The sequence below is a fragment of the Bradyrhizobium macuxiense genome (assembly GCF_001542415.1).
Classification (GTDB): Bacteria; Pseudomonadota; Alphaproteobacteria; order Rhizobiales; family Xanthobacteraceae; genus Bradyrhizobium; species Bradyrhizobium macuxiense.
Genome location: NZ_LNCU01000088.1, coordinates 36,689 through 49,246, shown reverse-complemented (window position 1 = coordinate 49,246; position 12,558 = coordinate 36,689). Strand labels below are relative to the sequence as shown.

Here is a 12,558-nt window from a genome sequence, read left to right as displayed (position 1 = left end):
GCTTACGACTTGCCTCCCGCGAGCATCTTGACCAGGCGATAAAGATAGTCCTGGCCCTCATAGAACGACTTTACGAGCACACGCTCGTCCCTGCCATGATTCCTGTTGTCATCGACATCGGCGGCAAGCCCGGAATGGCCATAGGTCGGAATCCCGGCATTGCGCAGATAGCTGCCGTCGGTGGCGCCGGTGCTCATGACCGGGACGATCGCGGCATCCGGCCAGAACTCCTTCGACAGCTTCTCGATCGATCCCATGACCTCCTCGTTCAGCGGCGACGGCGGGCTCAGCACGGCCTTGCCGGTCGGCGTCACCGCAATCTGCTTGTCGGCGAGCACGCGCTCGATCGCCGTCTGCACGCCCTCGACCGGCTCGCCGGGCATGATCCGGCAATTCACCTTGGCGGTCGCAAGCTGTGGCAGCGCATTGAGGGCATGGCCGCCTTGCAGCATGGTCGCGACGCAGGTGGTACGGAGCTGCGCGTTATAGCCGGGATGCTCCGACAACCGTGCCAGCGCGGCCGGATCGGGCTGCGGCGCCAGCACAGCGCGGATGTCGTCGGCGTTCTGCTTGCTCTCCGTCTCCGCCGTCCTCGTGAAATAGATCCGCGTCGTCTCATTGAGATTGAGCGGGAAGCTGTAGTTGGAGAGCCGAATGAGACCTTCGGCGAGGCGATAGATCGCATTGTCCTTGCGCGGCAGCGATGAGTGGCCGCCGCGATCCTTCACCGTAAGCTGATAGCCGATCGAGACCTTCTCGCTGGTCTGCACGCTGTTGCGGATCGCCTTGCCGTTCTTCAGGCCGACGCCGCCACCTTCGTTCAGCGCAAATTCGGCGTCGATCAGGTCGCGATGGTTCTTGATCAGCCACTGGATGCCGAGGCCGTTGGCATCCAGGATCTCCTCATCGGTTTCCAGCGCCACGATGATGTCGCGGTCAGGCTTGTAGCCCTCCTTCTTGTAGCGGATCAGGTTGGTGATGAAGGATGCGGCCATGTATTTGTCGTCGCTGCTGCCGCGGCCGTAGAAATAGCCGTCCTGCTCGGTCAGCTTGAACGGATCGACCGACCAGTCCTCGCGGTTCGCCGGAACGACGTCGATATGGGCGAGCAGCAGGATCGGCTTCTTCGCACCGGAACCGCGCAGCCGCGCCACCAGATCGCCCTTGTGCGGCGCCGGCGAGAACACATGCACGTCGTCCTCGGAGAAGCCCGCTGCACGCAGCCGCGCGCCCATCGCCTCTGCCGCTTTCTGCGTGTCACCGGTCGCGGTGGTGGTGTTGATCTCAACCAACTCCTGATAGATGCCGCGGGCGAATTGCTGCTGCTCGGTCAATCCTTGCGCCGCCGCGCCCGTTGCCAGCAGCAGCGGACCGAAGACGGCTGACGACAGCAGCAGCGATCGACTCGTTTTCTTGCTCTTGTGTGACATCGCGCTCTCCCGGAATTCCACCGCCTCACCGGGCACGAATTCAGACAGGCGACACGTGCTTTGGCAAGACGGCAAGCCCTTCAATTTCCGCGCGCATGCCCCGCAGTTTCGCGTGCATCACTTCGCAGCATCCTTGGCCGCAATCACCTCGATCTCGACCAGGAAGCCGGGATTGGCGAGCGCGGCGACGCCGACCACGGAGCGCGCGGGCAGGTTCGGTTGGCTGCCGCCGAAGAACTGGGTGTAGCCTTCCATGAAGGCCTTGAAGTCCATCGGCGCCGCCGGGGTGTGAACCAGGAACACCTGCATCTTGACGACGTCGCCCATGCCCATCCCCTGGCCGACGAGGACGCCCTTGATGCGATTGAGCACGCCGACAGTCTGGGTCTTGGTATCGCCATAGGCCTGCGGGCTCGAGGAATCGGCATCCTTGTTGATGACTGGCGGCACCTGGCCGCTGACATAGATAATCGTGGCGTTGCCGGTGACCGTGACCGACTGCGCGATCGGGAATGTCGAGTTGGGAATCGGATGCCTGACCACGTCCGCGCAGGTAGCGGTCGTCACGGCGGACAGGGCAGCCCCCAGCACGATACCGACAAGTTTCATCATCCCCTCCCCGAACATATGCAATTAACGGCGGGCTTCCTGGACATCCTTGGCCGTCACCACATCCTGATAGTTGTTGCCAAAATGCGTCCGCAAGTAATTCACAACGGCGGCGACCTGGCCATCGGTCATCATGTCGCCGAACGCCGGCATTCCGCGGCGGCCGTTGACGACGAGGAAGATCGGGTAGTTGCCGGATTCGAGATTCTTGTTGCCGGCCAGCGATGGATAGCGGCCGGCGCCGCTCGCTCCCGTCGCATCCGGCATGTGGCAGCCCTGGCAGACGTTGGCAAACAGCTCCTCGCCGGTCATCTCCACGAAACGGTAGCCTGACGAGAAGGTGCGCGGGCTCGTCCCGCTGTCTTCTGCCGACGCCATCAGGGGCAGCAGCGTGAGCAACACGACTGAACCAGCCAAGGGGATGAAACGATGATGGCGCTTGCTGCGGCCTCGTGGTTCGAGACGCGCGGCATCGCCGCGCTCCTCACTATGAGGGTTTAAGACCTCATCCTGAGGAGGCGCGAAGCGCCGTCTCGAAGGATGAAGCCACCGGCGGCGCAACCATGAGGACAACCCGAGCATCACGTCTTCACCACCCGTTCGTGCAGCCGCGTGATGGCATCGAGCGACGACAGGATCGCGCCCTCCTGCCACGCCGGCAGATCGGAAGCATGCTCGCCCGCCAGCAGGATGCGGCCGTCGATCTGGCAGAGGTTGCGATAGTGCTGTGCGCGGCCGGCATCGGTCCATTCGCCGGCGCAGCCGAGCGTGAAGGGCACGCGATGCCACGCCACCGCCACACCGGTCTCGAACTCGTCCTTGTATTGCGGATGGATCATGGCACCGAATTCGACCGCGCTCTTGACCCGCTCGGCCGGCGTCATCGCGGTGAACTCGAAAGAGTTGGCGCCCTCATACAGATAGCCGCCGAGCAGGATGCCGCGGCCGTTGCGGTTGAAGTCGTAGTTCGGATAGCCGATTTGCCGGATCGGCAGGTCGGTGAAACTGACGCCGCCATAGATCGCCTCGTCCTCCTCCCAGAAGCGGCGCCTGAACTGCAGCCCGACCTTCACCGAAGCGGCATAGGGCAGGGAATCGATCGCATTCTTCATCGGCGTGCCGACATCGATCGGTAACTGGCTCAGGATCGGCAACGGGATGGTGCAGATGCACCAGTCGGCGGCCGCCTGCTGCACACCGGCCGGATTGTTCGTATCGACATAGCTCACGGTGACCCCGGAGCCGTTCTGCTGGATTTGCGTGACCTTGGCGTTGAAGCGGATGAGATCGCCGACCTCGCGCGCGAAGGCCTTGCCGATCATGTCCATGCCGCCGACCGGCTGGAACATCGTGGTCTGGAAATTGTAGCGCGAGAAGGCCTGCAGATAGCGCCACAATTGCGAGCGCAGGAGGTCCGACAGCGAAATCGGATCGCTCGGCAGCGGATCGGCCGAAAGCCCGCCGCCGGGATCGCGCGCGTAGCCGCGGAACTCGGACGCGTTGAGATTGGCACTGTATTTGTAGTCGCGATCGAGCGCGCCCCAGGTGCGCAACGACTGCAGCAGGATCTCCTGGTCTTCCTTGCTGACCGCCTCGTCGAGCTTGCCCTGTTGCGTGACCTTGGCCAACAGCTCCGACACCTGGCCCCGGAAGTCCGCCTTGATGCTGCGGATGCGTTGCGGCTTGCCGTTGAATGCACGCGTCGCGTGCATATACGCATTGTGATTGAGCTGGATGAAGGGCTCCAGCGTCACGTTGAGCCGCCGACAGTAATCAAGCAACGCACGGTGGTGGTACGGAATCCGCCACGGACCGGGATTGATGTACAAGCCCTGCTCGAACTCGCAGGTCTGCTTGAAGCCGCCGAGCTCGACAAAACTGTCGCCGCCGCGGATCGTCCAGTTGCGGCCGCCGGGGCGGCTGTTGAATTCGAGGATGTGGACCTTGTAGCCGGCCTTGCGCAGCTCCAGCGCCGCCGTCATGCCTGCAAGCCCCGCGCCGAGAATCAGCACGGACGCCCCTTTCGGGTTGCCTTCGAGCTTGAGTGGACCTCTGTAGGCGGATTCGGACGCGAAACCGAGGCTCGTCATCGCGTGATACATCGCCGAACTGCCGGCGATAGTACCGATCAGCGCGAGCAGGTCACGCCGCTTGATCACAGATCCGTTCTGCACCGGCGCTCACCCAGCCGCATTGATCGTGTAAGAAAGGAAACGGGTGATGCGACCGGTGTCAAGAAAGGGCGCACGCTTCCATGTGTGCTCACACGCGTTTTTGATGCGTCAGACCACGCGTTCAACATGCACACGACGGCAATCCATCTCGTAATCGAGCCCGATCACCGGTGGCCGGTCGAAATGCCAGGTCAAACCGTTGCGGAACACGCCGCGGCGGCCGAGCTCGCTTTCGAGAACCGGATAGGCATCGTGCACCGTGTAGAGTTGCACTGCGGTGGTGTTCTTCCACGTGCTGCCGAACGCGCTCATCCGGCGTTCCATCTCGTCAAGCACCGATTTCGCTTTCGCAAGCATGCCGGCCGGGCTGGTGTCGCCGGGCGCGACGATACAATCGCGATAATTGCTCTTGCCCTCGACCGATTCACCGCTGCCGGCGACGACGAAGCTGTCCGGCGCATCCTTCGGTGCCGGCACCGTGTAGGAGACGGCGTGGAAGCACGGCTGCTTCGGCGGATCGATCTTCGGACAGACATTGCTGCGCGCCACCGGATTGACACCGTCGCGCATCACGCCCCACTCGATCAGTGTTTTGATGTAGATCTCGTTGAACGCCTTGAAGCCCTCCTCGGTGAACGGAGCCGGCGACCGCAGCTCGCAGGCGCCGAACGCCGTCAGCGGACGCCCCGCCGCTCTCAGGATCTGCGCGATCCGAGCGAAGCCGTCCGCCAGCGGCACCGGCTCGCTGAACCTGACGCGCTCGATGGCAAAGCCGGGCAGCGCAGCGATGCCGCAAGAATATTGGCTGACGCCGGGCATGAAGCGATAGCCGCTGTCGGGAGCTTCAATGGTGCTGGTCATGTCGCCTCTCGGTGCAGATGCGCTCGTCACGATGATGTTGAAGGAGGATACTCATGATTCAAGACGTCAAACAACGGCGTGTCATTACGGTTGTCACAGCCGAAGCCCCTGCGAAAGCTGCCAAACCCGTCACGGGGCCCGGAACGCGCTCCTCAGAATAACGTGCGCGGAGTAGTGCACTGCTCTCACCGTTCGTCGTCCCTGCGAAAGCAGGGACCCATACTCCGCGGCGCGTGTTGGGATTGGGACTCGCAGTTCGGGCATTGCTCAACAATAAACATCGGTGGTTATGGGTCCCTGCTTTCGCAGGGACGACAGCGAGTTTTGTGGCGCGGCTCGTGAACCATGGCTTAGCGTTCTCGCGACATGATTTGTCCGAGCTTTGCATCTTCATTTCGCCGCTCTGAGAATAGAGGGCGCAGGGGAAGCCGGGTGCCGATCGCACCCATGGGTCCCGCGTAGTAAAAAAACGCGGGAGGTAGGACCACAGGTGTAACCGGAGCAATCCGGCTTTCCCTGCGCGATGGTTTACGGCTTATACGTGCTCGTCAGTCACGCAATCGGCGTCCACCGCATCCCACCGCGACACTCGTGACGATCGCGACGCGCCCCTCAAGCGGGTGAGAGGCGGGCATTAGACTGCTGAGTTGGGTCAAACGCGAAGCGGAATTTTGCCCGTCGGGGTGATTTGTCGCAGCTCTCTGTCATTCCGGGGCATGCGAAGCATGAACCCGGAATCCATCTCACCGCGGGCGATGCGGCTCGATGGATTCCGGGTTCTCGCCTACGGCGAGCCTCGGAATGACGATGGAGAGAGATGCACTCCCGATACCGGCTCCGCCTCCGAACGAATGAGACGGCCGCCTCACCCGTGCCCGCGCTGCGCCTCGAGGCTGCGGCTGTAGCGCGACATCGCATAGCAGAACACGAAGTAGATCACGCCGACGAAGATGTAGACCTCGACGCTGAAGGATTGCCAGGCCGGATCGATGATCGCGGTCTTCGCCGTCGTCAAGAGGTCGAAGATGCCGATGATCAGAACGAGGCTGGTATCCTTGAAGAAGGCGATGAAGGTGTTGACCAGCGGCGGGATCACGTGGCGGATCGCCTGCGGCAGCACGACCAGTGCGTTCTTCTGCCAGTAGGACAACCCGATCGCATCCGCCGCCTCATATTGCCCGCGCGGCACCGCCTGCAGGCCGCCGCGCACGACCTCGGCGAGGTAGGCGCCGGCATAGAGAATGAATGCGATCTGGGCGCGCAGCAGCTTGTCGATGTTGACGCCGTCGGGCATGAACAGCGGGAACATCACGCTCGCCATGAACAACAGACTGATCAGCGGCACGCCGCGGATCAGCTCGACATAGAGCACGCAGAGCGAGCGGATCGCCGGCAGCTTGGAACGGCGGCCAAGCGCGACCAGGATTCCGAGCGGGAATCCGAAGGCAAGCCCGAAGGTCGCGAGGATCAGCGTCACTGGCAGCCCGCCCCAACGGTCTTGCGTGACAAAGGACATTCCGAAGAAGCCGCCCCACATCAGGCATCCGATCACAACCAGCGCGACGGCCCAGAGCAGGAACAGCTCCTTGCGCCAGAAGCTGCGGCGGCTGGAGACGACGAACAACGCAATGAAGATCAGCACCGCCAGCGCCGGCCGCCACTGCTCCTCATACGGATAGGTGCCGAACAGGATGAAGCGGTACTTCTCGGGGACCACCGCCCAGCAGGCGCCGATGCCGCGCAGCGCGCGGCACGCGCTGGTGTCGCTGCCGGGGACCGACCAGACCGCGTTGGCGATCCCCCATTGCCAGAGGCTGACGAAGACCTTGCCGAGCAATAGCAGCAATAGCAGCGTCACGATGGTCGAGGGGACCGACGGGAACAGGTTCGCGCGCAGCCAAACCAGGATATGGCCACTGAGGCTGCGCTGCACGCGCGGCGGGCCGATCGGAAGCGGGTCCTGCGGAACATGTGCAACCGAGCTCATGTCAGCGCTCCACCAGCGCGATACGCGCATTGTACCAGTTCATGAACAGGCTGATGCCGAGGCTGATGGTGAGGAACACCATCATGATCAACGCGATCGACTCGATGGCCTGCCCGGTCTGGTTCAGCGTGGTGTTGGCGATCGAGACGATGTCCTGATAGCCGACGGCGACCGCGAGCGAGGAATTCTTGGTCAGGTTCAGGTACTGGCTCGTCATTGGCGGAATGATGACGCGCAACGCCTGCGGCAGCACGATGTGCTGCAGCGAGAAGCTCCGCTTCAGCCCCAGCGCCTTGGCGGCATCCCACTGCCCGCGCGGCACCGCCTGGATGCCGCTGCGCACGATCTCGGCGATGAAGGCCGACGTGTAGGTGACGAGCGCGATCAGCAGCGCGAAATATTCCGGCGACAGCGTCAACCCGCCGACAAAGTTGAAGCCGCGCAGCTCGGGCAGCATGATGCTCCAGCTCGCGCCCGTTAAAAACGACACCAGCACCGGCAACGCGACCACGAGGCCAAGCGCATAGGGCCAGGCCGCCCTCGCTCTGCCGTCCAGCATCTGCTGCGCGACCAGGCGACGCCTGATGAAATGCAGCACGATCAGCCCGGCGACGAGGGCCAGGATCGTCCACCAATTGGCTTCGTGCAGCGGAACCGACGGCAATATCAGCCCGCGATTGGACAGGAACACGCCCTCGACCGGCTTCCACGCCTGGCGCGCCGCGGGCAGTCCCTGCATCAGCACGTACCAGAACAGGAGTTGCAATAGCAGCGGCAGGTCGCGCAGCACCTCGACATAGACGGCGGCGAGGCGCGACAGCAGCCAGTTCGACGACAGCCGCGCGATGCCGATCAGCGTGCCAAGCACGGTCGCCAGCACGATGCCGATGACGGCGACGCGCAGCGTGTTGACGATGCCGACGACGAAGGCGCGCAGATAGGTGTTTTTCGGCGTATAGTCGATCCAGCTGTCGGCGATCGGCATCCCGGCTTCGCGGCCGAGGAAGGCAAAGCCGGTCGAGATGCGGCGGACCGAGAGATTGTGAACGGCATTCGACCACAGCCAGGCGACGATGGCGATGGCGATACCGACCACCAGGATCTGCCAGAACAGGCCGGCGACGCGCGGATCACCAAGCGAAAGGCGCAAGGGCCGGGCGGGAGGACGTTTCGGCGTCGATGTCGTCACAGCACAAGAATCCTTGTGAGAACCGATCTTCTGCCATGCGCTAGAGCGTTTTCGAGCGAAGCGGACAACCGGTTCGCGTGAAGAAAACGCGTCAAACTTGAATCAAGAGTCCCTCGCTCGATCGTATCGGAACGGGAGGCTCGAGACTGCGCACTTCATATGTTGCACCAAATTAATATTCATGCAACATTTGTTTCATGGCCCAGGCTCAGCCGAAACCATCGCCCCTCAACGAATTGTGCAGCGCATTGCCGTCGCTGCCCATGCGGTTGCAGGAGGTTGGCCGTTTTGTCGCAGCCAATGACTACGACGCTACGACACGCTCGATGCGCGAGCTTGCTTCCGTCGCCGGCGCCGATCCTGCCTCATTCACACGTCTTGCCAAGGCGCTCGGCTATTCCGGCTGGGACGCGCTGCGCGCTGCGCTGACCGAAGCGCGCCGGCCCGCGCAGACCGCGCCGTTCTCCGTCCGCGCCAAGAGCCGCCGCATCGGGCCGAACGCCGATGTCACGCTGGTCAAGGAGAAGCTGGCCGCCGAAGCCGCGGGCGTGGCACGCATTTCGGCCAACGCGATCGCCGACGCCGCGCGTGCGCTGCACAGCGCCGACAGAATCTGGATCAACGGCTTTCGCAGCTGCCGCAGCGTCGCGGAGCTCCTGAACTATCAGCTCCGCCTGTTCCGCCCTGACGCGGTGCAACTGGTCGGCGGCTCGGGTCCGTTCGACCTCGATCTCGGCGCGTTCCGCGCCCACGATGCGGTCGTCGTGATCGGCTTCGCACCCTACACGGCGATCAGCGTGGAAGCCGCGCGTGCAGCGCACAACGCGCGCGCGACGCTGATCGCGATTGCCGACACCATCGCCGCGCCGATGGCTGAGGGCGCCGACCATCTGCTGCTGTTCGAAGCCGCCTCCTCCCCCGGTTTCTTCCCGAGCCTCACCGGCGCGATCGCGGTCGCGCAGTCGCTTGCCGCCGTCACCTTCACGCTGGGCGGTGCGAACGCCAAGCGCAAGCTGGAACAGACCGAGGGCCGGCTTGCCGAGACGTCACAATATTTCGTCGAGAAAGGATGAGTATCATGGCCGCCACCAGGACCCGCGTGATGCATCGAAGCCTGCGCGAGACGCCGCCGAAAGCGGTCGGGGGCGAAGGTGTCTGGCTGATCGCGGAAGACGGCCGCCGCATCCTCGATTCCTCCGGCGGCGCGGCCGTCTCCTGCCTCGGCCATCAGCATCCGCGCGTGCTCGCCGCGATCGCCAAGCAGGCCTCGACGCTCGCCTATGCCCACACCGGTTTCTTCTCGTCGGAACCCGCCGAGGAACTCGCCGAGCGCCTGGTCGGCCACGAGCCCGGCGGATTGGGCTACGCCTATTTCGTCAGCGGCGGATCGGAAGCGATCGAGGCCTCGATCAAGCTGGCGCGGCAATATTTCATCGAGCGCGGCGAGCCGAAGCGCGCGCGCTTCATCGCGCGCCGGCAGAGCTATCACGGCAACACGCTGGGTGCGCTGTCGGCCGGCGGCAATGCCTGGCGCCGCGAGCCCTATGCGCCGCTGCTGTCGCCGTCGTTCAGCCATGTCACGCCGGCCTTTGCCTATCACGAGAAGCGCGACGATGAATCAGAAGCCGGCTTCGTGGCGCGGCTCGCCGCCGAGCTTGAAGCTGAATTCCAGCGGCTCGGCCCGGACACCGTTGCGGCCTTCATCGCCGAGCCCGTGGTCGGCGCCACCGCCGGCTGCGTGCCCGCACCGGAAGGCTACTTCAAGGAAGTGCGCGAGATCTGCACCCGCCATGGCGCGCTGCTGATCCTCGATGAGGTGATGTGCGGCATGGGCCGCACCGGCACGCTCCATGCGTGGGAGCAGGAAGGCATCTCGCCCGACATCCAGGCGATCGCCAAGGGTCTGGGCGGCGGCTACCAGCCGATCGGCGCGATGCTCGCGAGCGGCACCATCGTCGACACCGTGCGCAACGGCTCCGGCGCTTTCCAGCACGGCCACACCTATCTGGCGCATCCGCTCGCCTGTGCCGCCGCGCTCGAAGTGCAGCGGACCATCAGCGACGAGAAGCTGCTCGACAAGGTCAAGGAACGCGGCAGGCAGCTCGAGCAGCGGCTCATCGAACGCTTCGGCAATCACCGCCATGTCGGCGACATCAGGGGACGCGGCTTGTTCTGGGGGATCGAGCTCGTCGCCGACCGAGCCAGGCGCCAGCCGTTCGATCCCAAGCTGAAATTGCACCAGCGGATCAAGTCCGCCGCCTTCGCGGGCGGGCTGGCCTGCTATCCATCGGGCGGCACGGCCGACGGCCAACGCGGCGACCACGTGTTGCTGGCTCCGCCCTATATTGCAACTTCCGGCGACATCGACATGATCGTCGAAAGACTCGGCGCTGCAGTAGACAGCGCGTTGAAGGACGTTGGTCACGGAGCATGATCCGGAAGCGCGGGTAGCGGTTTTCCGAGAGGATCATGCTCAAACAGGAGGGGAGGACGACAATGTACAAGGGTATCATCACGGCAGCCTTGCTCGCCGCGGGCATTTCAAGCGCGGGTGCTGCGACGCTCGACACGGTCAAGCAGCGCGGCACGCTGGTGTGCGGCGTCAGCACCGGCTTCGCCGGCTTCTCGGCGCCGGACTCGCAGGGCAACTTCAAGGGCCTCGACGTCGACTATTGCCGCGCGCTGGCGGCCGGCATACTCGGCGATCCCAACAAGGTGCGCTACGTCGCGCTGACCGCGCAGAACCGCTTCACCGCGCTGCAGTCGGGCGAGATCGACGTGCTCTACCGCAACTCGACGGAGACCTTTCTGCGCGGCACCACGCTCGGGCTGCGTCAGGGCCCGGTCAATTTCTACGACGGCCAGGGTTTTGTGGTGAAGAAGGACCTCGGCGTGAAGGACCTCAAGGGTCTCAGCGGCGCCACCGTCTGCGTCGCCCAGGGCACCACGCATGAGGTCACGCTCGGCGACTATGGCCGCGCCAACGGCATCGATTGGAAGCCGCTGGTGTTCGACCGCCCCGACACCATGTACCAGACCTTCTTCGGCGGCCGCTGCGATGCCATGACCCAGGACGCCTCCGCGCTCGCCGGCGCGGTTGCGACCGCGGCGCCGAAGCCGGACGACTATGTCGTGCTGCCGCAGACCATCAGCAAGGAGCCGCTCGGCCCGTTCACCCGCAACGGCGACGAGGTCTGGAGCGACATCATCACCTGGCTGCATTACGGCCTCGTCGAGGCCGAGGAGCTCGGCGTCACGCAAGCCAACGTCGAGGAGATGGCGAAGTCGCAGGTGCCCGCGATCCAGCGCCTGCTCGGCGCGTCCGGCGATCTCGGCTCGCGGCTCGGCCTCGCCAACAACTGGCTGGTCGGCGCGATCAAGGCCGGCGGCAATTACGGCGAGATCTTCGAGCGCAATGTCGGCAAATCAAGCCCGCTGAAGCTCGAGCGGGGCCTCAACGCCACCTGGAGCAAGGGCGGCCTGATGTACGCCATTCCGTTCAAGTAGGAATGAAGCCGTAGGGTGGGCAAAGCGAAGCGTGCCCACCCTCACGCGCAATGAGCAAGAATGGTGGGCACGGCGCTGACGCGCCTTTGCCCACCTACGAAGAACAGGTTGCGACCATGCGCATCACCCTCATCCATGCCCTGAAGCACTCGATCGTTCCGATCGAGGCGTCGTTCGCCCGACTGTGGCCAGAGGCGCGGCTGATGAACCTGCTCGACGACAGCCTCTCGGCCGATCTCGCGCAGGACGGCAAGCTCACTGACCGCATGACCGAGCGCTTCCTGACCATGGGCCGCTATGCGGCCGGCACCGGCGCCAACGGCATCCTGTTCACCTGCTCGGCGTTCGGTCCCTGCATCGAGGCGGTCGCGCGCGCGCATGCGCCGATGCCGGTGTTGAAGCCGAACGAGGCGATGATCGAGCAGGCGGTCGCGAAGGGAAAGGCGATCGGACTGCTTTCGACTTTCCCGCCGACCCTGGTGTCGATGCCGCCGGAGTTTCCGTCGTCGGTGACACTGGTGCCGAAGCTTGCCGAGGGCGCGCTGGCCGCGCTCGACCGCGGCGATAGCGCCGAGCATGATCGCATCGTGGTCGAGGCGGCGAAGGACTTGCGCGACTGCGACCTGATCGCGCTCGCCCAGTACAGCATGGCCCCCGCAGCCGAACGCGTTGCCGAGGTCACCGGCAGGCCTGTGCTGACGACGCCCGACAGTGCCGTGCTGAAATTGAAGACGATACTCGGGGCGTAGGGTGGATTAGCGAAGCGTAATCCACCGCGACACTGGCGGATTGCGCCTGTTG

Annotated in this window: 11 protein-coding genes; 4 read left to right on the top strand and 7 right to left on the bottom strand. The window is 64.2% G+C overall.

Features of this window, described 5'->3' with window-relative positions:
• Nucleotides 1–2 precede the first annotated feature (2 nt).
• The 7 genes from AS156_RS25615 to AS156_RS25585 form a co-directional block, all read right to left on the bottom strand.
• The gene (locus tag AS156_RS25615) at nucleotides 3–1,430 is read right to left on the bottom strand and encodes a M20/M25/M40 family metallo-hydrolase (RefSeq protein ID WP_066510604.1); all 1,428 of its coding nucleotides are present in this window, start codon (nucleotides 1,428–1,430) and stop codon (nucleotides 3–5) included.
• Between the two features lie 117 nt (nucleotides 1,431–1,547).
• Complete coding sequence (locus AS156_RS25610; RefSeq protein ID WP_082747738.1) at nucleotides 1,548–2,039, bottom strand: RidA family protein; 492 nt, start codon at nucleotides 2,037–2,039, stop codon at nucleotides 1,548–1,550.
• 24 nt (nucleotides 2,040–2,063) lie between these two features.
• The gene (locus tag AS156_RS44950) at nucleotides 2,064–2,621 is read right to left on the bottom strand and encodes a c-type cytochrome (protein WP_245313064.1); all 558 of its coding nucleotides are present in this window, start codon (nucleotides 2,619–2,621) and stop codon (nucleotides 2,064–2,066) included.
• Nucleotides 2,621–4,213 carry an NAD(P)/FAD-dependent oxidoreductase gene (locus AS156_RS25600; protein ID WP_066510212.1) on the bottom strand — a complete coding sequence of 531 codons (1,593 nt, stop codon included), beginning with the start codon at nucleotides 4,211–4,213 and terminating at the stop codon, nucleotides 2,621–2,623. Before AS156_RS25600 ends, AS156_RS44950 begins: the two co-directional genes overlap by 1 nt.
• Before the next feature lie 108 nt (nucleotides 4,214–4,321).
• A complete protein-coding gene (cnbZ, locus tag AS156_RS25595; protein ID WP_066510209.1) occupies nucleotides 4,322–5,074 on the bottom strand; it encodes a 2-amino-5-chloromuconate deaminase CnbZ in 753 nt (250 codons plus the stop codon).
• Between the two features lie 865 nt (nucleotides 5,075–5,939).
• Nucleotides 5,940–7,061, bottom strand: coding sequence for an amino acid ABC transporter permease (locus tag AS156_RS25590; protein WP_066510207.1), 1,122 nt, complete (start codon nucleotides 7,059–7,061; stop codon nucleotides 5,940–5,942).
• Nucleotide 7,062: 1 nt separating this feature from the next.
• Nucleotides 7,063–8,250: an amino acid ABC transporter permease gene (locus AS156_RS25585; RefSeq protein ID WP_066510205.1), complete on the bottom strand. Its 1,188-nt coding sequence runs from the start codon at nucleotides 8,248–8,250 to the stop codon at nucleotides 7,063–7,065.
• Nucleotides 8,251–8,447: 197 nt separating this feature from the next.
• Between AS156_RS25585 and AS156_RS25580 the strand changes: the two genes are divergently transcribed.
• From AS156_RS25580 to AS156_RS25565, 4 genes are all read left to right on the top strand, one after another.
• Nucleotides 8,448–9,323 (top strand): MurR/RpiR family transcriptional regulator, encoded by an 876-nt coding sequence (locus AS156_RS25580; protein ID WP_066510203.1) that lies wholly within the window; start codon nucleotides 8,448–8,450, stop codon nucleotides 9,321–9,323.
• Nucleotides 9,324–9,328: 5 nt separating this feature from the next.
• Nucleotides 9,329–10,684, top strand: a complete 1,356-nt coding sequence (locus AS156_RS25575) for an aspartate aminotransferase family protein (RefSeq protein ID WP_066510600.1) — start codon at nucleotides 9,329–9,331, stop codon at nucleotides 10,682–10,684.
• Between the two features lie 62 nt (nucleotides 10,685–10,746).
• A complete protein-coding gene (locus AS156_RS25570; protein WP_066510201.1) occupies nucleotides 10,747–11,757 on the top strand; it encodes an amino acid ABC transporter substrate-binding protein in 1,011 nt (336 codons plus the stop codon).
• A 116-nt stretch (nucleotides 11,758–11,873) separates the two neighbouring features.
• The gene (locus tag AS156_RS25565; protein ID WP_066510599.1) at nucleotides 11,874–12,506 is read left to right on the top strand and encodes an aspartate/glutamate racemase family protein; all 633 of its coding nucleotides are present in this window, start codon (nucleotides 11,874–11,876) and stop codon (nucleotides 12,504–12,506) included.
• Nucleotides 12,507–12,558: the final 52 nt, after the last annotated feature.

Bases quoted from the DNA above. Each gene is read 5' to 3' on its own strand.
- AS156_RS25575 (WP_066510600.1), top strand. From the start codon at position 9,329: ATGGCCGCCACCAGGACCCGCGTGATGCATCGAAGCCTGCGCGAGACG.
- AS156_RS25590 (WP_066510207.1), bottom strand. From the start codon at position 7,061: ATGAGCTCGGTTGCACATGTTCCGCAGGACCCGCTTCCGATCGGCCCG.
- AS156_RS25570 (WP_066510201.1), top strand. From the start codon at position 10,747: ATGTACAAGGGTATCATCACGGCAGCCTTGCTCGCCGCGGGCATTTCA.
- AS156_RS25615 (WP_066510604.1), bottom strand. From the start codon at position 1,430: ATGTCACACAAGAGCAAGAAAACGAGTCGATCGCTGCTGCTGTCGTCA.
- AS156_RS25610 (WP_082747738.1), bottom strand. From the start codon at position 2,039: ATGAAACTTGTCGGTATCGTGCTGGGGGCTGCCCTGTCCGCCGTGACG.
- AS156_RS44950 (WP_245313064.1), bottom strand. From the start codon at position 2,621: ATGCTCGGGTTGTCCTCATGGTTGCGCCGCCGGTGGCTTCATCCTTCG.
- AS156_RS25565 (WP_066510599.1), top strand. From the start codon at position 11,874: ATGCGCATCACCCTCATCCATGCCCTGAAGCACTCGATCGTTCCGATC.
- cnbZ (WP_066510209.1), bottom strand. From the start codon at position 5,074: ATGACCAGCACCATTGAAGCTCCCGACAGCGGCTATCGCTTCATGCCC.
- AS156_RS25580 (WP_066510203.1), top strand. From the start codon at position 8,448: ATGGCCCAGGCTCAGCCGAAACCATCGCCCCTCAACGAATTGTGCAGC.